Source organism: Planomonospora sp. ID91781 (genome assembly GCF_015711595.1).
Classification (GTDB): Bacteria; Actinomycetota; Actinomycetes; order Streptosporangiales; family Streptosporangiaceae; genus Planomonospora; species Planomonospora parontospora.
Genome location: NZ_JABTEY010000001.1, coordinates 637,466 through 655,759, shown reverse-complemented (window position 1 = coordinate 655,759; position 18,294 = coordinate 637,466). Strand labels below are relative to the sequence as shown.

Genomic DNA, 18,294 nt, shown 5'->3' with positions numbered 1-18,294 from the left:
CTCGCCCCCTCCGTGCGGTCCGCCGGGCGGGCCTCGCCCCCTCCGTGCGGTCCGCCGGGCAGACCTCGTCCCGTACGTGCGGCCCGCCCGGCGTCACCCGGTCCTGCCTCCGCCCGGCGGACGCCATCCGGCGAGCACCCGGTCGATGTCCGCCCGGATCCGGTCGCGGGCCTCGGCGCGCGGCACCCCCGCCATCAGCAGCCGGTCGTAGTCCGTGTCGAGGTGCCGCACCGAGGCGATCACGGCCAGCGTGACGGCGTTCGCGTCGAGGACCTTGGCGGCGGCCGTGCGCCCCACCCGGCCGCTGCCCCGCTCCGCCGCGTGCCGGGCGATCTCCGCGGCCCGCTCCGGCGGGCAGCCGGGGAACAGCCGGACGATCTCCTCGGCCATCCCGGCCTGGAAACGCAGGTCCTCGTCCGTCCGGCGCTCACGGTCGCGCTCGCGGCGGCGGAGCCGTACCTCCTCGTCGGCCAGGCACTGCTCCTCGGCCCGCGCCAGCGCGGCCTCCTCGACGAGGACGCCGAGCCGCTCGTACCGCTTGCGCCGGGCGTTGAAGCGGACCACGACGGCGGCCAGCCCGCTCTCCTTCTTGGCCCGGCGGCTGAGCGCGGCGTTCCCCGCCGGGAGGAGGACCAGGTGGTCCAGGTCCGCGCAGGTCAGGCAGTGGGGCTCGGCGTTCTCCATGATCAGGTACGGCCCGGTGCCGCGGCAGTCGGCGCACTCCCACGGCCTCGCCGCCTCGACCACCGTCAGGTCGGGCGCCTCGGCCTGCCGCTCGGCGAGCCGCCTGCGCCGGGCCTCGCTCATGTCCGGTGAGACCCAGTGGACCCGGAACGGGCCGTCGTCGCCGGAGGCGGTGAACCGGAGCTCGGCGCGGTCGCGGGCGGCCGACAGGTAGGGGGCCTCGCCGGGGGTGAGGCCCCGCTCCCCGGCCCACCGGGCCAGGACCGCCACCGCGTCGGCCATCCTCGCGCCGTCCACGGCCGCGAGCTCCTCCAGCGACCCCGCCCGGCCCTGCCGCCAGACGTCCACGTGCCGGGCGTGCAGCCAGCCCGCCCCGGTGAGCACGTCGATCGCCGTCACGTACTTGCGCTGCGCGAGGGCGGCCTCCGCCGCCGCCACGACCCGCCGTTCGTACTTCGCCACGCCCCCAGCCTGCCGTACGGCGCGGCCCCACCGCTCCGGCACGGCGGGCCTGGAGGCGCCGGAGCCGAGGGGACGGGTCAGAAGTACCAGGGGAAGGGGCTCCAGTCGGGGTCGCGCTTCTCCAGGAAGGAGTCGCGGCCCTCGACCGCCTCCTCGGTCATGTAGGCCAGCCGGGTGGCCTCGCCGGCGAAGAGCTGCTGGCCGACCATGCCGTCGTCGGCCAGGTTGAAGGCGTACTTCAGCATGCGCTGGGCCATCGGGCTCTTGCCGTTGACCTTCCGGGCCCACTCCAGCGCGGTCCGCTCCAGCTCCGCGTGCGGCACGACGGCGTTGACCATGCCCATCCGGTGGGCGTCCTCGGCGGTGTAGGCGTCACCGAGGAAGAAGATCTCACGGGCGAACTTCTGGCCCACCTGGCGGGCCAGGTAGGCCGAGCCGTACCCGCCGTCGAAGCTGGCCACGTCGGCGTCGGTCTGCTTGAACCGGGCGTGCTCCCGGCTGGCGAGGGTCAGGTCCGAGACGACGTGCAGGCTGTGCCCGCCGCCGGCGGCCCAGCCCGGCACCACGCAGATGACGACCTTGGGCATGAAGCGGATCAGCCGCTGGACCTCCAGGATGTGCAGGCGGCCGGCCCGCGCCGGGTCGACCTGCCCGCCCTCGGCGTACTTGTAGCCGTCGCGCCCGCGGATGCGCTGGTCGCCGCCCGAGCAGAACGCCCACCCGCCGTCCTTCGGCGAGGGCCCGTTCCCGGTGAGCAGCACGCAGCCGACGTCGGCGCTCATCCGGGCGTGGTCGAAGGCGCGGTAGAGCTCGTCCACCGTCTGCGGGCGGAACGCGTTGCGCACCTCGGGCCGGTCGAAGGCGATCCGCACCGTCCCCTGGTCCACGGCCCGGTGGTAGGTGATGTCGGTGAAGTCGAAGCCCTCGACCTTCCGCCACGCCTGCGGGTCGAACAACTCGGAGACCATGCTCGTCACCTCTCCCGGCCCGGTGCGCCGGCGGTTGGGGAACCGGTTAGTAGGGAAGAGCGTAGGGCGTGAAGCCCGAGGCCATGAAAGGCGCCTTGAACTTCGCATAGGCGACCGTCGCGACGTCCCCGTCGGAGGTGTACCGCTCGCTGGGGTTGGCCTTCAGCCAGTCCAGCCAGGCGGTGGAGCAGAAGCGGGCGCAGTCGTCCTTCTTGATCTTGTCCATGGAGCGGATGCGCGGCAGGTTCACCGGGTCGAAGTCCTTGCTGAAGGGCGAGGGCCCGGGGGTGTACCCGGCGCGGAAGACGCCGCCGTAGTCGTAGGAGACGTTCCCCGCGCGGCCCTTGAGGGCCCACGACTTGGTGCTCGGCTGGTTGCCGTACGGCAGCGCCAGCGTCACCGGGTCGGTGCCGGTCAGCTTGGTGATCAGCTCGTGACCTCTGGCGATCTCGGCCATCGCCTCCTTCTTCGGCTTGCCGAGGAGGTTGCGGTGGCCGTAGGTGTGGTTGCCGATGTCGAAGCCGTTCTCCCGGAGCCAGGTGAGCATCTGCGTCTGCTCCTCCGGAGTGGTCTTGCCGAACAGGTCGCGCGTCACGTAGAAGGTGGCCACCGGCCGGAACCCCGGGTGCTTCCTGGCGACCTCCTGCAGGATGGCGACGGCGGTGTTCGGCATCGGCGTGCCCGTCCCGTCCAGGGTGAGCTGCTCCGGGGACGCGTCGTCGAAGGTGAGGACGACCGGGTGCTTGCCGGGGGGGACGCCGATGCGCCCGCGGACGTACTCGGCGGCGGTGATCGGGACGTAGCCCTCGACGGCCAGCCGTTCCAGCTCCTTGCGGAACTGCTCGGGGGTGCGGTCGTCGGGGGCCGTGGGCTTGTCCACCACCCGGTGGTACATCAGGACGGGGATCTGGCCCAGTTCATTGGCCTTGACCTTGGCGGCCCTGGCCGCCTTCTCCTTGCGGACGGCGCTCTGGTCGGTCTTGCCGCCCTGCCGTCCGGCGGCGGCGCCGATCTTCTTCTGCTCCGGCTCGTCCTCCCACGGCATGCACCCGGTCAGCGCGGCACATGCCAGCGCGGCGGCCAGGCCGGCCGCGCCTACCCTACGACAGCTCATCAGATCTCCCCGGAAAGGTGGAACAGGTGCGATGGGGGGTGGCCGGCCGCCCTTGCTGGGCAAGGGCGGCGGCGCCCGGCACTACCGCGCGCCGGCGGCGAGCGGCTGCTCGTCCCGGTTCTTCAGGACGGGCGCGCCGGTGACCTCGATCCGACGGGCGTTCGGGTCGATCGGGTCGAGGTGGCCGCCGTGCTGGTCGTGGCGGTCGGCGTCGGGGTCGTCGAACCAGACGCCGCCCTCGGCCAGGTAGCGGAAGGAGATGCCCCGGTGCGCGGGGACGGTGACGGTCACCTGGTAGGTCCCGTCGTCGCCGCGGCGCATCGGGTGGGCGTACGGGTTCCAGTCGTTGAAGTCCCCGACGAGGGAGACCTCACCGCGGACCTGGTCGGCCGGCAGGGTGAAGATGAGCTTGACCTGCCCGTTCTTGGCGGGCTTACCACGCTTGATCACTGATGTCCTCCTGAACTCGTTGCCTCATGGCCGCCGCCGCGGTGAGGGGCGCGCGGGGCGCCCCGTCCGCACGTGCACCCGTCCATGCGGGTCGCATGCGGGGTGCACTGTCCACGCGGATCGCGGTGGAGGCGTCGCGGTGGAAGCGGAGGTCCGTCCGGCTGACTGGTACAGACCATGAGAATCTCTACTTCTGGTCCCCATGGGGTGATACGGACACACTGCGTGTTGTGCAGGATTTACACCCACATGCCGCTATCCCGACGGTGAGCACGGGAATCCGGCCGGAAGGCGGGGTGATCCCGTCCGGGGGATTCCGTCACGCTCCGTCAACGGCTCCGGCCCCGGCTGCTGGTCCGGGTCACCGGTCCCGGCCGCCGGGCCCGGTCGCTGGCCCCGGCACATACCGACCGTTTAGTATGTTGGTTCCGTGCCGGCGGGGTGCCGGTGTGTGGGTGAAGGAGTTCGCGTTGGATGCCGGAGAGGTCCGCGAGGAGGACGCGTTCGACGTCGCCGCGCTGCACGCCTGGCTGGCCGGGCGGGTGGAGGGCCTGGACGGGCCTCCGGAGGTGCGGCAGTTCAGGGGCGGCGTGTCGAACCTGACGTACCTGCTCCGGTACGACGGCCTGAACCTGGTCATGCGCCGTCCGCCGCGCGGGCACAAGGCCGCCTCCGCGCACGACATGCGGCGCGAGTTCACGGTGCAGCGGCGGCTGCGGCCCCACTTCGGCGCCGTCCCCGAGATGCTCGCCTTCTGCGAGGACCCGGCGGTGCTGGGCGGCGAGTTCTACGTGATGCAGCACCTGGAGGGGACGGTGCTGCGCCGTGAGCTCCCCGCCGGGATGACGCTGGGCGAGGACGAGGCCAGGGCGCTCGGCCACACCGTGGTCGACACCCTGGCGGACCTGCACGCGGTGGACCCGGAGGCGGCCGGGCTCGGCGAGCTGGGCCGGGGGCCGGGCTACGTGCGGCGGCAGGTCGAGGGCTGGTCGCGGCGCTACCGCGGCGCGCTGACCGACGACGTGCCCGACGGCGAGGCCGTGATGGCCTGGCTGGCCGAGCATCAGCCCGCCGACACCGCCCTGCGGCTGATCCACAACGACTGGAAGCTCGACAACCTGATCCTGGACGTGGACGGGCCGCTGCGGGTCGTGGGCGTCCTGGACTGGGAGATGGCGACGGTCGGCGACCCGCTGATGGAGCTGGGCTCGGCCATGGCCTACTGGATCACCGCGGACGACGACGAGCTCTTCGCCCTCCTGCGCCGCCAGCCCACGCACCTGCCCGGCATGCCCACCCGCGAGCAGGTCGTGGAGCGCTACCTGTCGCGGACGGGCCTGCCGATGGGACGCTGGGACTTCTACGAGGTCTTCGGCCTGTTCCGGCTGGCGGTGATCACCCAGCAGATCTGGTTCCGCTACCGCGCGGGCCAGACCACCAACCCGGCGTTCGCGCCGTTCGGCGACGCGGTGCGGATCCTTATCGCCCGCGCCTCGGACCTGGCCGGGGTACGGCCGGCCGGCTGAACCCGCCGGGACGTCCCGCGGAGGAGCAGGACGGCCCTCCGCGAGACGTCCCCGGGCTCGAACGGGCGGGGCCGCACGGTGACGTCCGCGGCGCCGCCGTACGGCCCCGGACTCACCTCCCCTGTGGGGAAGCCTCGACCGGCTCCTTCTCCTCCACGAGCAGTCCGGGCTCCTGGGGAAGGTCCTCGGCCTCGATGACCGACTCCTCCGGCGGCGCCTCGATGGTCACCCGGGAGCCCCAGCCGGTGAAGCGCAGGTCAGAACCGAGTCCCAGCACGTAGCCGTCGTTCGTCCGCCGGAAGACCCTGGTGGTCAGGCGGGTGACCCTGCCCCTGTCGTCGAACCGGAGCGCCCAGGCGACCTTCTCGCCTTTCTCGCCGCGGGTCATCGGCGTGCCGAAGGGCCGGCCGGGGATCTTGGAGGAGTAGATGGTGCCCTTGGCGCTGCGCGGGCCGGTGGAGGAGGCGGTGGCGAGCAGCGCCTTCAGGGCGCCCGGCTCGAAGAGATCGACCGTGCTGTCCATGGGGCTGGACTCGAACCAGCGGCTGCGCACCCATTTCTTGCCCAGCGGCAGCTCGGGGATCAGGCTGCCGCCCGAGGTGTAGTTCGCGTCCTTGAGCCTGATGAGCAGCGTCGGGAAGAGGAAGTCGGGAAAGTCCTCTCCCAGGAGCTCGGCGGCGGCCGGAAAGTGAACCGTGGTGCTCTCGTCCGTTTCCACCGATCCGCCCTTGCGGAATCCGGTGACCCGCTCGGTCCGGACGGTGCCGAGGTGCCTACCGTCGGCCGACATCCGGGTGACCATGGAGACGGTGACGCCCCTGCCGGGCACGACCTGGGCGCGGAGCACCTGGACCGGGTCGGGGGCGGCGGCGTGGGCGGGCAGCGGAGTGAGCAGGACGAGACTCACGACGAGACCGGCGGTGGCCCTTTTCATGTGATTTCCTTCGGAACCTGGAGGGGAAGGAAATCCTGTCAATCCAAGATCACGATGCCGTCTCGGATCCGGGCACGACCCGCGGAGACCGGCCGGGCCTTCGCGGGCCCGGCCGGAGGGGGCGCCTCAGGCGATCCAGGGCGGGGTGATCCGCTCGGCGTCCTTGGGGCCGTCGGCACGTGCAACCGGAGACCATCCGGCCAGACGGCGGAATCACCCCCTGATGTTGCGGCGGGTATAGGATCCGAAAGTCGATCCGGAACACGGCAATCGCATTCCCGTCGCTCTCAGGGCGTCCACGATGTTGCCGGCGGCTACCTCGTTGAGTTTTCCGTCGCAGCACGCGCGGGCGAGAAGCCATACGGTTCCATGGACTTCCAGACCATGTGCCCTGCCTACCGCCACGGCTTCCCGGTCGTCGGTGACGGCGATTCCGTGAGATAGTTCGGCTGCGGAGAACACGCTGGCTTCCCCCAGATTGCGCTCCGAAGAGCCGATACGCTGCACCCATTTCGCGAAGCACCTGATCTCATCCAGTGAGTCGAGCTTCGCCAGACCGAGCCAATCCGCTTCCAGCACGGCCCGAAGGACCGGATGCGCCTGCATCCCGGCACGTATCTCCTCCCGGACCACGTGAGTGGTCAGGCAGGTGGTGCCCATCAGGAGATCGCGCAGCACATCCAGGCGTTCCGCGCGGGCGAAATGGTTGAGGCACATCGCGTCGAACACCAGCGCGGGGGTGAGTCCGGTGTCGCTCAAAGCTCGAGGTCCGCGTCATCGTGGAGTGGCAGGTCGGCTGCCACGATCTGGCCCCGCATGAGCTCGACGGCGCGAGAGGCCGTTATGAGCGACTTCTTGAAGGATTCGACCACCGCATGCGCGTATCCCGGAGGCACTCGGACCGTTTCCAGATCAGGCTGCGGCGCCCATCCGACCGCTTCCATCAATTCCGCACGGGTCGGGTTCCTCCGGCGCATTTCTTTTGCGACGTTCCTGTCGACGGCTTCGGCTTCGACGGCTTGGCGAACGGTCAACGACCATGAGGTCCTGAAACGTGCAGCGAGGACCAGTAGATCCTCTCGCCCTGCCGGGCCGTCCGAGCGGGTCACACTCCGGAATGCTCCGGCCGGAAGGAGAAGCTCCGCAGCGAAGGCGTCGATGACGGCTTCTCTTCCATCACGGGAGACGTGAACGCCTATGTCGGTGGAATACTCGTCACCGACGATCAGATGACCCAGCTCATGAGCCGCGGTCGCGCGGCGGCGCCCAGGGTCGCCCTGCCTGCTGATGACCGCCACGGCGAGGTCGTCCTCGACCAACGAAGCGCCTTCGCCTGGTGCGTCGACCACCGCGACCAGTTGTCCCAGCCGTTCGCACACACTCATGAGTGAATCGATGGGATCAAATCCCAGACCAAGCCGGTTCCTGACCCAGAGGGCCGCATGACGGGCGCTGGACGCGTCCTGAACCGCACCCGGGTATCGATCGATCTCTGGAGGCGAGAATTCACCGATCTCCATGAGCTGCCGGATGTCGGTCAGCCATGCGGAAAGGGCCGCTTCCAGCCGGTAGGACTGCCGGGTCGCATCGGTCACCGTGTCATCGGCCAGTTCCGTGCGACGGGACACGACCAGCGGTGGCGGGCTGAGGAAGTGACTAAGGGGAACCTTGAGCACTGATGCCAGTTTGGCGAGTTCGAGCGCGTCGACTCGGCGGACGCCCCGCTCGATCTTGGCGATCATCGTCCGGTCGAGTCGCAGGGCCGATGCGAGCTGCTCCTGTGACATGCCGGCTGCCACACGAGACTCGCGCACCCGCTCGCCTACGTCTGCCCACCCCTCAGGCTCCTTCATGGTGCGATAATCGCACACCTGTGGTGGCCGGGTAAGGTCCTCCGGCCGATCCTGGACGATCGTTTGGCGAACTCCTGATCAGGCATGTTCATGCGACCATCGTGCTTTGTGAAGCGGTGAGGGCCGGTGATTCGGGATCCGGACCGGCCGGGCCTTCGCGGGCCCGGCCGGAGGGGGCGCCTCAGGCGATCCAGGGCGGGGTGATCCGCTCGGCGTCCTTGGGGGCCAGCTCGCACACGCCCTCGGGCGAGATGCCGCCGGGGTTGTACACCCGGCCCCCCACCGGGGCGGTGACGATCGCGATGAAGCCGCTCCGGGCGTCGGCGAAGACCTGCCGGGGCAGGTCGGCGGGCATGACGACGGTGTCGCCGGCGGCCAGGTCGATCTTCTCCCCGGCCAGGTCGACGGTGGCCCCGCCCTCCAGCAGGGTCCAGATCTGCTCGGCCTCGAAGGCGTGGAGCGGGCCCTCCTTGCCGGGTGCCATGTCCACCCGCCAGAGGATCTGCCCGGCGCCGCCCAGGGTGGGGGAGGCGAAGGTGGTCATGACGGCGTTGGGCGTGGCGCTGCGGCGGGCTTCGGCGGCACGGATGACAGGCATCGCTGCGGTCTCCTAAGATGGTCAACGTTGTTGTCCATATAGTCAATCAGGTTGTCTATCGTGTCAAGCGACCCGCCCGGCTTCGAGCTCCCCCTCCGGCTGTTCCTCGGCTTCCGCGTCCTCATCGACGAGCTCCACGCCGAGCTCGCCCGGCAGGGCCATCCCGACATGCGCCCCATGCACGGCTTCGCGCTCCAGGCGATCATGCGCGGCGGCGACACCGCCGTGGAGCTCGGCCGTACGATGGGCGTCTCCAAGCAGGCGGCGGGCAAGACGATCGAGACGCTGGAACGCCTCGGCTACGTCGAGCGCACCGTCGACCCCCGTGACACGCGGCGCAAGATCGTACGGCTCACCGCGCGCGGCGCCGACTCGCTGGAGCGCTCGGCCCGCATCTTCGACGACCTGCGCCGCCACTGGGCCGACGAGATCGGGGAGGAGCGGCTCCGTGACCTGGAGGCCGACCTGCGCAAGGTGACGCCGCCCGACGTCTTCCGCCTCGACGTGCCGGGCTGGTTCGGCGGCCAGTGAGGCCCCGGCGCGCGCTCTCCGGGGCGGGTGCCGTCAACCGGGCCGGGGGCGGCCGCGGGACGGCCGTCCGCGCCCGGTCTTCGAGGATGGGACGGATCGCCGGGCCTCCCCGGCGGCCGTCGAAGACGTGGGCGTGCATGTCCGCATCCGGGCGGTTCCCGCCGGAGGGACCACCGGTCCACGGAGCCCCGACAGGCCGAACGGGCATGGTGTCCGCGGTGTGCCCGCTTCGTGGAGCATTGCCTAACGCGTAACCTGTAGGTTACGCTTTTGGTGTGGATCAGGTGGCAGGGGCGATCGCGGACCCCGTACGGCGCGAGATCCTGATGATGCTGCGTGAGGGGCGGCTCTCCGCCGGAGAGATCGCCGGGCGGTTCCCGATCAGCAGGCCGGCGGTCAGCCGCCACCTGCGGGTGCTCAGGGACAGCGGGCTGGTCCGCGACGAGCTCGTGGGCAGGCGGCGGTTCTACGCGCTCGACACCGGGCCGCTCGCGGGCCTCGCCGAGTGGATGTCCCTGCTCGCCCGGCCCTCCGGCTGGGAGCACCGTCTCGACGCCCTGGAGACGGAGATCCATCGGACCCGCCGCGAGCGCCGCGTGCACGGCACGACCGACCAGGCGAAGGAGAACACCGCGTGAGCCCCATCCCCACCGGCCGGCTGTTCCGCACCGGCACCGGAAGCGATCTCGTCCTCAGCCGCACGTTCCGCGCCTCCGCCGAGGACGTGTGGGCGAGCCTCACCGAGCCCGAACGCACGGCCCGCTGGTTCGGGCCGTGGGAGGGCGACGCCGCCCCCGGCCGGACGGTCCGGGTGCAGATGGCGTTCGAGGAGGGGACGCCGTGGTGCGACCTGCGCATCGAGGCGTGCGACCCGCCGCGGCGGTTGGCCCTGTCGATGATCGACGAGTCCGGGGCCTGGCACCTGGAGCTGCTGCTGGCCGAGGCGGACGGCTCGACGGAGCTGCGGCTCGTGCAGCACCTGACCACCGAGGACGGCCTCGGCGAGACCGGCTCCGGCTGGGAGTACTATCTCGACCTGCTCGTGGCCTCGCGCGAGGGCGGGCCCCGGCCGGACTTCGACGACTACCACCCCGCGATGAAGGCCTACTTCGAGGAGCTGCCGGCCCAGGCGGAGACCCCCGGTCACGTCCGCTGAGGCGGCCCGCCCGCCGGGGCCGCCGGCCGTCTCCTCCGGACCCGGGCCCCGCGCTGCGCCGCCCGCCGGACCGCCGTCCGGGGTACGGGTCCGGCGCGGTCAGGCCGAGTCGCGGACCACGAGGGTGGTGGGCAGTATGACCGGGTTCTCCGGCCGCTCGCCGTCGATGAGGGCGAGCAGGAGCCGTACGGTCTCCTCCGCCACCCGGGCCAGCGGCTGCCGGACCGTGGTGAGCGGGGGGTGGGTGGTGGCGGCCACCGAGGAGTCGTCGAAGCCGCCCACCGCCACGTCCTCGGGGACCCGGCGCCCGGCCGCCCGGAGCGTGGACAGGGCTCCGGCGGCCATCAGGTCGGAGGCGACGAAGACGGCGTCGAGGTCGGGCACGCGCTCCAGGAGCCGGGCCATGGCGCTCTCCCCGCTCAGCTGGGTCCAGTCGCCGTGCTCGATCAGCTTCTTCGAGGCCTTGCGGCCCAGGACGTCGGCGAAGCCCTCCAGCCGCTGGATGCCGCCGGGCGTGTCCATCGGCCCGGTGATGGTGGCGATCCTCCTGCGCCCCTGCTCGACCAGGTGGCGGGTCATCTGCCGGGCGCCCTCGCGGTCGTCGGCCGCCGCGTAGGGGATCACGTTCTCCAGGCCGACGACCGCGCCCTGCGCGACGGCCGGGACCGCGGTGTCGACCAGTGCCTCGACCATCCGGTCGCCCGCGTGGGTGGAGAGCAGGAACACGCCGTCGGCGTGGCCGCCCCGCACGTAGCGGATCACCCGGTCGCGGTCACCGTCGTCCCCGGCCACCATCATGACCAGCGACATGTCCCGCTCGGCCAGCAGCCGCACGGCGGTGCGGATCGCCACGCTGTAGTTGGGGTCCTCGAACAGCTTCTCGTGCGGCTCGGAGAGCACCATCACGACCGAGCCCGTGCGCTGGGTGACCAGGCTGCGGGCGTTGCGGTTGACGACGTAGCCGGTCTCGGCGATGGCCCGCTCGATCGCCACCCGGGCGGTGGTGCTGACGTACCGGTCGCCGTTGAGCAACCGGGACACCGTCCCCCGGGACACTCCCGCCGCCGCCGCGACGTCGTGGATGGTCGGGCGCTTCATGCCACCATTGTTCCGCCCCGCGGGCCGTTCCCGTCCCACCTACTTCACGGCCCCGTCGGACAGGTCCGTGCGCCAGTAGCGCTGCATGGTCAGGAACAGCGCGATCAGCGGGACGAGTGAGACCAGCGTCCCGGTGAGGATCAGGTTGAACAGCGAGGGCTGGTTGGCCCCGGCGGCGAGCATCGTGTAGAGCCCGACGGTCAGCGGGAACTTCTGGTCATCGCCGAGCATGATGAAGGGCAGCAGGAAGTTGTTCCAGATGGCGACGAACTGGAACAGGAAGATGGTCACCATGCCGGGCAGCATGAGCGGCAGGGCCACCTTGCGCAGCAGCAGGAAGTGGCCCGCCCCGTCGATGCGCCCGGCCTCCAGCAGCGCGTCCGGGACGGCGGCGGTGGCGTAGACGCGCGCCAGGTAGATGCCGTAGGGGTGCAGGATCTGCGGGAGCAGGACCGACCAGTAGGTGTCCGCCAGGCCGATCTGCGAGAAGAGCAGGTACTGCGGCATGGCCAGTACGACGGAGGGCACCAGGATGCCGCCGATCAGCACGTTGAAGATCAGGTTCCGGCCGGCGAAGCGGTACTTCGCCAGCGCGTAGCCGGACACCGCCGAGACCGCGGTCGACAGCAGCGCGCCGCCGCCCGCGTACAGCAGCGTGTTCAGCCCCCACAGCCAGAAGACGCCGTCCCGGTAGGCGGCCAGGTCCGCCAGGTTGGACAGCAGCCCGGTCCCGGGGGCGAAGGCCGCGGTGGAGAAGAGCTCCGCCTTGGACTTGGTGGCGGCCACCGCCACCCAGCCCACCGGGAGCAGGGAGTAGATCGCGCCGAACACCAGGATCGCGGTCGGGGCGGCGCCGTACGGCCTGCGCCGGCGTGCCCGGCGGTGACCCGCGGGGGAGGCCGCGGGTGCGGTGGGCAGGGTCGCGGTGGACATCAGCCCTCCCCGAAGGCGCGGTCGCGGACGACGCGCAGGAAGCCGAACGACAGCACGAGGGAGATCCCGGCGATGACGATCGAGGTGGCGGCGGCGGAGTAGATGTCGCCGGTGACGAACGCGTCGCGGTAGACCTTCATCAGCGGGCTCCAGGTCGAGCTGATCGTGTTGGTGAGCGGCCGGAGAGTGGTGGGCTCGGTGAAGACCTGGACGGTGGCGATGATGGAGAACACCGTGGTCAGGATGATCGCGGGCAGCAGGATCGGGACCTTGATGCGGAGCGCGATCTGCAGCTCGCTCGCGCCGTCGAGGCGCGCGGCCTCGTAGTAGGTGCGCGGGACGGCCCGCAGGGTGGTGTAGAGCACCAGCATGTTGAAGCCGACGCCGCCCCAGACGGCCACGTTGGCCATGGAGAAGGTGATGGTGCCCGCGCCGAGCAGGTCGACGTCGAGGACCTGGCGGATCGGGCTGAGGCTGGGCAGGTAGAGGAAGCCCCACAGCAGGGTGGCGGCCACCCCCGGCACCGCGAACGGCAGGAAGATCGAGATCCGGGAGAACCGGGCGAGCCGCACGTGGGCCGAGTCCAGCAGCAGCGCGAAGAGCAGGGCGAGCCCGAGCATGACGGCCAGCACCATCAGGCCGTAGCCGAGGACCCGCAGCCAGCCGGCCCACAGCTCTCCGTCGCCGAGCGCGGCGGTGTAGTTGTCGAGGCCGGTGAAGACCTCGGTGCGCGACCCCTTGCCCAGGCCCAGGCCGGAGACCTTTGTCCGGCGCAGGCTGAGGTAGACCGTGTAGCAGATGGGGACGGCCATGAAGACGGTGAACAGCACCAGGGCCGGCAGGAGGAAGAGGTAGGGGGCGGCGCCCGAGGGGGCGCCGCCGCTGCGGCGGGTTCTCATCGCGCGAGCTGGAATCCGGACTTCTGCATGTCGGCGACCGTGGCGTCCTGCATCCGCTGCACGGCACCGGAGAAGGCCGACCTTTCCTGGACCGCCTTGTCGAAGGCGTTCTTGAAGGCGTCGTAGGTCACGTTGACGTTGGGCCCGAAGGTGAAGCCCCGCGCGGTGGCGGAGATCGCCGCTGCCTGCTGCCAGAAGTCGGTCTGGTTGGAGAAGTACTCGGGGGCCTCGGTGAGCAGTTCGCCGCCCCTGGTGGCGGCGGGGTAGATCGCGGCCTCCTCGATCAGCAGGCCGAGCGCCTGCGGGTCGGTGTTCAGCCAGGTCGCGAACTTCACGGCGGCGGCCTTGTTCGGGGTCTTGGCGGAGACCGCGGTGGAGGAGCCGCCCCAGAAGCCGCTGAAGTTCTCCCCGGCGCTCCACTGCGGCAGTGGGGCGATCGCCCACTTGCCCTTGCCCTTGGGCGCGTTGCTGGACAGCACGCCCGGTCCCCAGACCGCCGAGGGCCAGGTCAGCAGGGTGCCGTCGTTGAGGGCCTTGTTCCACTCGGGGGTGAAGTACGGCTGGTCGTCGATGACGCCCTCCTTCACCAGGCCGCCCCAGTAGTCGGCGACCTTCACGGTCGCGGCGTCGTTGACGGCGACCTTCCAGGCGTCGCCGCTGATCGACCACCACTGGGCGCCGGCCTGCTGGGAGAGGCCGGCGAAGGAGCCGGGGTCCTTGCTGGAGAACGTGCCGAGGAAGACCTTCGGGTCCTTCTCGCGCACGGTGCGGGCGGTCTCGGCGTACTCGTCCCAGGTCTTGGGCACCTCGATGCCGTACTTCTCGAACAGGTCCTGGCGGTAGTAGAGCATCATCGGCCCGCTGTCCTGCGGGATGGCGTAGACGCCGTCGGTGCCCAGGGTGACCTGGCCCCAGGTGCCCTCGCTGAAGGCGGCCTTGGCCTGCCCGGCCTCGGCGGACAGGTCGGCCACCGCGTCGGCCGCGACGAAGGACGGGAGCATCTGGTATTCGGCCTGGACCAGGTCCGGCGGGTTGCCCGCCTTGGCCGCGGTGAGGTACTTGGCGGCGGCGTCGTCCCCTCCGGCCTGCTTGCTCACCGTGACCTGGATGTCGGGGTGCGCCTCGTTCCAGACCTTGACGATCTTGTCCATGTTGGGGGCCCAGGTCCAGTAGGTGAGCTTGACCGGTCCCGCGGGGGCCGAACTCTGCGCCGCGGCGGCGTCCGGTTCCTGGAAGGCGCCGGTGCCCGTGGAGCATCCGGCGGCCAGGGCGGTGGCCAGGGCCGCGGCGGCCGCCGCGGCCAGGCGGTGTGTGCGCATACGTTCCTCCGGGGCGGGGGGTGGGAGGCCGGTTGGGTCTGAATATGCCTCTGTGAACGTTCACAGAGTCAGAGCTAGGAATCGCCGCTGTCAATGCCCGTTACGTTCTTGTTAGCCATCGCTCTGGCCTGTGTTCCTTTCAGTGACGCTTCCGGCCGACCCGGGAGATGGATTACTGTGCACGTTCACAGAGTTGATCCGAGGGGGAAGCGTGCCTGGATATCCCGCCCTGCCCGAGGGCATCGCGTACGGCGGGGACTACAACCCCGAGCAGTGGCCGGAGGAGGTCTGGCACGAGGACGTCCGGCTGATGCGCGAGGCCGGGGTGAACCTGGTCAGCCTCGGCATCTTCAACTGGGCGCTGATCGAGCCCGCCGAGGGCGTCTACGACTTCGGCCGGCTGGACCGGATCGTCGGCCTGCTGCACTCGGCCGGGATCATGATCGGCCTGGCGACGCCCACCTCCTCGCCCCCGGCCTGGTTCCGCGGCCGGTACCCGGGCAGCCGCCTCGTCGACTCCGGCGGGCACGTCGTCGCGGGCGGCTCCCGGCACGGCTTCTGCCCCAGTTCCCCGGAGTACGCCGCCGCCTCGGCGCGGATCGCCGGGCAACTGGCCGCCCGGTACGGCGACCACCCGGCGGTGGCGATGTGGCACGTGCACAACGAGTACGGCTGGGCCAACGCCGAGTGCCACTGCGCCACCTCGGCCCAGGCGTTCCGGCTCTGGCTGCGGGAGCGGTACGGCGACGTGGACGCGCTGAACGCCGCCTGGGGGACCACCTTCTGGGGACTGACCTACGGCTCCTTCGAGGAGGTCGAGGCGCCCGGTGTCGCCCCGCCCGGCCAGCTCACCGCCCTGCGGCTGGACTACGCGCGCTTCTCCGTCGACGCGCACATCGCCTGCTTCCGCCGCGAGCGCGAGGCGATCCGCCGGCACAGCGACCGGCCGGTCACCACCAACTTCATGATCCCCAACTGCAAGCCCATGGACTACTGGCGCTGGGCCGGGGAGGTGGACGTGGTCTCCAACGACCACTACCTCGACGCGGCCAGGCCGGACAACCACATCGAGCTGGCGATGGCGGCCGACCTCACCCGCTCGGTGGCGGGCGGCAGGCCGTGGATGCTCATGGAGCACTCCACCGGCGCGGTCAACTGGCAACCGCGCAACCTGGCCAAACGACCCGGCGAGATGCGGCGCAACAGCCTCGCGCACGTCGCCCGGGGCTCGGACTCGGTGCTGTTCTTCCAGTGGAGGGCCTCTCGGTACGGAGCCGAGAAGTTCCACTCGGCGATGGTTCCGCACGCCGGGACCGACTCCGGGCTCTGGCGCGACGTGGTGGACCTGGGCGGCGAGCTCGCCAGGCTGCGGGGCATCCGGGGTTCGCGGGTCGAGGCCGAGGTGGCGCTGGTGTGGGACTGGGAGTCCTACTGGGCGCTGGAGCTGGAGTGGCGGCCCTCGGCGGACCTGCGGTTCCGGGAGCGGGTGGAGGCGTTCTACGAGGCGCTCTGGCGCGACCACGTCACGGTCGATTTCGTTCACCCCTCGGCCGACCTGTCCCGTTACCGGCTGGTCGTGGCGCCGAGTTCCTACCTGCTGTCGGAGGAGGCCGGCAAGAACCTGCACCGCTACGTGGAGGCGGGCGGCCACCTGGTCGTCTCCTACTTCTCCGGCATCGTCGACGCCTGCGACGCCGTCCACCCGGGCCCGTACCCTGGTGCGCTGCGGGACGTGCTGGGGCTGTGGGTCGAGGAGTTCCACCCGCTGCCCGAGCACGGGACCGTCGCCCTCGACGACCCGGCCGCCGCGGTCCCGGCCTCCGGCGGTCCGGTGCCGGGTGGTGCCGCGCCCGGTGGCCCGGCTCCGGGCGGAGCCGTTCTCGACGGCCCGGTCCCGGGCAGTCCGGTCCCCGGCGGTCCGGCGGCGACCGGCCGCATCTGGTCGGAGCGGGTCCGCCTCGCCGGGGCGCGGGCCGTACGGAACTTCGCGGACGGCCCCGACGCCGGGCATCCCGCGGTGACCTGCCACGAACTGGGCGCGGGCACGGCCTGGTACGTCGCGACGGCCCTCGACCCGGCTCCGGACGGCGCCGGGCGGGCCGGCGGCGACCTGCGGGCGCTCCTGGCGCCGGTGCTCGACCGCGCGGGGGTCTCCCGGCCGGCGGGTGTGCCCGACACCCTCGAACTCGTCAGGAGGGGGGACCGGCTCTTCCTGCTCAACCACGGCGACGCGCCGGTCACGGTGGACGGGGTCGAGGGCACCGAACTGCTCGGCGGGACCGCCTGCGCCGGGACGGTGACCGTACCGGCGGGCGGGGCGGCGGTCGTCGAGACCGGCAGGCCGGCCGGGGCGTGACCCCTCGCGGGCGGCGTGGACCCGCGCCGCCCGCGAGGTCTCGGGGGATCGGGGATGTCCGACACCAGTCCTCTTCCGAACGGAGAGACCATGCGAAGAATCCTGGCGGTCCTGTCGGCGGCACTGCCGCTGGCCCTGTCCACGGCGATGGCGGCCGCACCGGCGACGGCGCGGGCGGCGCACACCGCCACGGCCCCCGGCGCGGACCACGCCGACGGGCACGACAAGGGGCGCGGAGGCCCGCTCCTCATCCGGGGCGCGGACGTCTCCAGCCTGGCGAAGTCCGAGGCGCTCGGCGGCGTCTACCGCCACGCCGGCGGGCGGCGCGGGGACGCGCTGGCCATCCTGCGCGACGGCGGCCTCAACTACGTCCGGCTGAAGGTCTGGGTGGACCCGGCCGACGGCTACAACACCAAGGCCCAGGTCCTGCGCACGGCCGAGCGGGCCAAGGCCCGGGGCATGAAGGTGCTGGTCGACTTCCACTACTCCGACTCCTGGGCCGACCCGGGCAAGCAGAACAAGCCCGCCGCCTGGGCCTCCCTGCCGTTCGAGGAGCTCAAGAAGGCGGTCGCAGACCACACCCGCGACGTGCTGGGCGCGCTGAAGGCCCAGGGCACCTCGGCCGACATGGTGCAGATCGGAAACGAGCTCAACGGCGGCCTGCTCTGGCCCGACGGGGACTGGAACAACTGGCCCGGCATGGCGGCGCTGCTCAACGCCGGCCACGACGCGGCCAAGGAGGTCACCCCCCGGGTCAAGGTCATGCTCCACCTGGCGAACGGCGCCGACAACGGCTTGTACCGCTGGTGGTTCGACAACGCCGCCGCCTACGGCATCCGCCACGACGTGATCGGCCTGTCCTACTACCCCTACTGGCACGGCACGGTGGAGGCGTTCCAGGCCAACCTCAACGACGTGGCGGCCCGGTACGGCAAGCCGGTCGTCCTGGTGGAGACCGCCTATCCCTTCACCGTCGCCGACGACGACGGCTGGGAGAACATCATCACCTCCGCCGAGCCGTACCCCGGCTACCCGGCGACCCCCGAGGGCCAGGCCGCGATGATGCGCAGGCTCACCGACGTGATCAAAGCCGTCCCCGGCGGACTCGGACTGGGCGTCTTCTACTGGGAGGCCACCTGGACGGGCGTGCCCGGCAACGGGTGGGACCCGGCCGACCCCGCATCCGGGAACGGCTGGGAGAACCAGGCGCTCTTCGACTACGACGGCCGCGCGCTGCCCGCGTTGAGGGCGCTGACCCGCCGCTGAGCCGGATCTCCGGCCCCGCCCGCTCCCCCGGCCGGCCCGTCCTCCGGTTCGTCCGCAGGACAGGCCCCGGCGGAGGCGCGGCTCTGGGGCGGTCGCGTGCACCGCTGGAGCCCGGCGGGGCCGTAGGCCCGGGAGGCGTCGCCTACG

The 18,294-nt window shown here is 71.5% G+C and carries 18 protein-coding genes; 6 read left to right on the top strand and 12 right to left on the bottom strand.

The window, feature by feature from the left end; translation table 11 throughout:
• Positions 1–93 precede the first annotated feature (93 nt).
• From HS048_RS03005 to HS048_RS02990, 4 genes are all read right to left on the bottom strand, one after another.
• Positions 94–1,146: a DUF2293 domain-containing protein gene (locus HS048_RS03005; protein ID WP_307832349.1), complete on the bottom strand. Its 1,053-nt coding sequence runs from the start codon at positions 1,144–1,146 to the stop codon at positions 94–96.
• Positions 1,147–1,223: 77 nt separating this feature from the next.
• Positions 1,224–2,114: a 1,4-dihydroxy-2-naphthoyl-CoA synthase gene (locus HS048_RS03000; RefSeq protein ID WP_196466092.1), complete on the bottom strand. Its 891-nt coding sequence runs from the start codon at positions 2,112–2,114 to the stop codon at positions 1,224–1,226.
• Between the two features lie 46 nt (positions 2,115–2,160).
• On the bottom strand, positions 2,161–3,228 hold the full coding sequence (locus HS048_RS02995) for a polysaccharide deacetylase family protein (RefSeq protein ID WP_196466091.1): 1,068 nt from the start codon (positions 3,226–3,228) through the stop codon (positions 2,161–2,163).
• 81 nt (positions 3,229–3,309) lie between these two features.
• Positions 3,310–3,678 (bottom strand): isoamylase early set domain-containing protein, encoded by a 369-nt coding sequence (locus HS048_RS02990; protein WP_196466090.1) that lies wholly within the window; start codon positions 3,676–3,678, stop codon positions 3,310–3,312.
• A 470-nt stretch (positions 3,679–4,148) separates the two neighbouring features.
• Here HS048_RS02990 and HS048_RS02985 point away from each other — a divergent pair, with 470 nt between their 5' ends.
• On the top strand, positions 4,149–5,204 hold the full coding sequence (locus HS048_RS02985) for a phosphotransferase family protein (protein WP_230880704.1): 1,056 nt from the start codon (positions 4,149–4,151) through the stop codon (positions 5,202–5,204).
• Positions 5,205–5,316: 112 nt separating this feature from the next.
• Here the strand turns inward: HS048_RS02985 and HS048_RS02980 are convergent, their stop codons facing one another.
• From HS048_RS02980 to HS048_RS02965, 4 genes are all read right to left on the bottom strand, one after another.
• Positions 5,317–6,138 carry a hypothetical protein gene (locus HS048_RS02980; protein ID WP_196466088.1) on the bottom strand — a complete coding sequence of 274 codons (822 nt, stop codon included), beginning with the start codon at positions 6,136–6,138 and terminating at the stop codon, positions 5,317–5,319.
• A 213-nt stretch (positions 6,139–6,351) separates the two neighbouring features.
• A complete protein-coding gene (locus HS048_RS02975; protein WP_196466087.1) occupies positions 6,352–6,897 on the bottom strand; it encodes a hypothetical protein in 546 nt (181 codons plus the stop codon).
• Entirely contained in the window at positions 6,894–7,991 is a 1,098-nt protein-coding gene (locus HS048_RS02970; protein WP_196466086.1) for a helix-turn-helix domain-containing protein, read from the bottom strand. The genes HS048_RS02975 and HS048_RS02970 overlap by 4 nt, the downstream gene beginning before the upstream one ends.
• A 181-nt stretch (positions 7,992–8,172) precedes the next feature.
• Entirely contained in the window at positions 8,173–8,589 is a 417-nt protein-coding gene (locus HS048_RS02965; RefSeq protein ID WP_196466085.1) for a cupin domain-containing protein, read from the bottom strand.
• Between the two features lie 60 nt (positions 8,590–8,649).
• Between HS048_RS02965 and HS048_RS02960 the strand changes: the two genes are divergently transcribed.
• The 3 genes from HS048_RS02960 to HS048_RS02950 all read left to right on the top strand — a co-directional run bounded on the left by HS048_RS02960 (position 8,650) and on the right by HS048_RS02950 (position 10,276).
• On the top strand, positions 8,650–9,120 hold the full coding sequence (locus HS048_RS02960; RefSeq protein WP_196467760.1) for a MarR family winged helix-turn-helix transcriptional regulator: 471 nt from the start codon (positions 8,650–8,652) through the stop codon (positions 9,118–9,120).
• 275 nt (positions 9,121–9,395) lie between these two features.
• Entirely contained in the window at positions 9,396–9,758 is a 363-nt protein-coding gene (locus HS048_RS02955; protein WP_196466084.1) for a metalloregulator ArsR/SmtB family transcription factor, read from the top strand.
• Positions 9,755–10,276: an SRPBCC family protein gene (locus tag HS048_RS02950; protein ID WP_196466083.1), complete on the top strand. Its 522-nt coding sequence runs from the start codon at positions 9,755–9,757 to the stop codon at positions 10,274–10,276. The genes HS048_RS02955 and HS048_RS02950 overlap by 4 nt, the downstream gene beginning before the upstream one ends.
• Before the next feature lie 99 nt (positions 10,277–10,375).
• Here HS048_RS02950 and HS048_RS02945 read toward each other — a convergent pair whose 3' ends face one another.
• Genes HS048_RS02945 through HS048_RS02930 form a run of 4 tightly spaced genes read right to left on the bottom strand, consistent with a single transcriptional unit; the run spans position 10,376 to position 14,525 of the window.
• Positions 10,376–11,374 carry a LacI family DNA-binding transcriptional regulator gene (locus HS048_RS02945; RefSeq protein ID WP_196466082.1) on the bottom strand — a complete coding sequence of 333 codons (999 nt, stop codon included), beginning with the start codon at positions 11,372–11,374 and terminating at the stop codon, positions 10,376–10,378.
• A gap of 39 nt (positions 11,375–11,413) precedes the next feature.
• Positions 11,414–12,307: a carbohydrate ABC transporter permease gene (locus tag HS048_RS02940; RefSeq protein WP_196466081.1), complete on the bottom strand. Its 894-nt coding sequence runs from the start codon at positions 12,305–12,307 to the stop codon at positions 11,414–11,416.
• Positions 12,307–13,206 (bottom strand): carbohydrate ABC transporter permease, encoded by a 900-nt coding sequence (locus tag HS048_RS02935; RefSeq protein WP_196466080.1) that lies wholly within the window; start codon positions 13,204–13,206, stop codon positions 12,307–12,309. The genes HS048_RS02940 and HS048_RS02935 overlap by 1 nt, the downstream gene beginning before the upstream one ends.
• The gene (locus tag HS048_RS02930; protein ID WP_196466079.1) at positions 13,203–14,525 is read right to left on the bottom strand and encodes an ABC transporter substrate-binding protein; all 1,323 of its coding nucleotides are present in this window, start codon (positions 14,523–14,525) and stop codon (positions 13,203–13,205) included. The genes HS048_RS02935 and HS048_RS02930 overlap by 4 nt, the downstream gene beginning before the upstream one ends.
• Positions 14,526–14,736: 211 nt before the next feature.
• Here HS048_RS02930 and HS048_RS02925 point away from each other — a divergent pair, with 211 nt between their 5' ends.
• Both HS048_RS02925 and HS048_RS02920 read left to right on the top strand, forming a co-directional pair.
• Positions 14,737–16,881, top strand: a complete 2,145-nt coding sequence (locus tag HS048_RS02925) for a beta-galactosidase (protein ID WP_307832348.1) — start codon at positions 14,737–14,739, stop codon at positions 16,879–16,881.
• 90 nt (positions 16,882–16,971) lie between these two features.
• Positions 16,972–18,147 carry an arabinogalactan endo-1,4-beta-galactosidase gene (locus HS048_RS02920; RefSeq protein ID WP_196466078.1) on the top strand — a complete coding sequence of 392 codons (1,176 nt, stop codon included), beginning with the start codon at positions 16,972–16,974 and terminating at the stop codon, positions 18,145–18,147.
• Positions 18,148–18,294 lie beyond the last annotated feature (147 nt).

Coding starts and splice junctions, on each gene's coding strand:
- HS048_RS02995 (WP_196466091.1), bottom strand. CDS start 3,228: ATGAGCTGTCGTAGGGTAGGCGCGGCCGGCCTGGCCGCCGCGCTGGCA.
- HS048_RS02930 (WP_196466079.1), bottom strand. CDS start 14,525: ATGCGCACACACCGCCTGGCCGCGGCGGCCGCCGCGGCCCTGGCCACC.
- HS048_RS02965 (WP_196466085.1), bottom strand. CDS start 8,589: ATGCCTGTCATCCGTGCCGCCGAAGCCCGCCGCAGCGCCACGCCCAAC.
- HS048_RS02970 (WP_196466086.1), bottom strand. CDS start 7,991: ATGAAGGAGCCTGAGGGGTGGGCAGACGTAGGCGAGCGGGTGCGCGAG.
- HS048_RS02980 (WP_196466088.1), bottom strand. CDS start 6,138: ATGAAAAGGGCCACCGCCGGTCTCGTCGTGAGTCTCGTCCTGCTCACT.
- HS048_RS02940 (WP_196466081.1), bottom strand. CDS start 12,307: ATGTCCACCGCGACCCTGCCCACCGCACCCGCGGCCTCCCCCGCGGGT.
- HS048_RS03000 (WP_196466092.1), bottom strand. CDS start 2,114: ATGGTCTCCGAGTTGTTCGACCCGCAGGCGTGGCGGAAGGTCGAGGGC.
- HS048_RS02935 (WP_196466080.1), bottom strand. CDS start 13,206: ATGAGAACCCGCCGCAGCGGCGGCGCCCCCTCGGGCGCCGCCCCCTAC.
- HS048_RS02945 (WP_196466082.1), bottom strand. CDS start 11,374: ATGAAGCGCCCGACCATCCACGACGTCGCGGCGGCGGCGGGAGTGTCC.
- HS048_RS02920 (WP_196466078.1), top strand. CDS start 16,972: ATGCGAAGAATCCTGGCGGTCCTGTCGGCGGCACTGCCGCTGGCCCTG.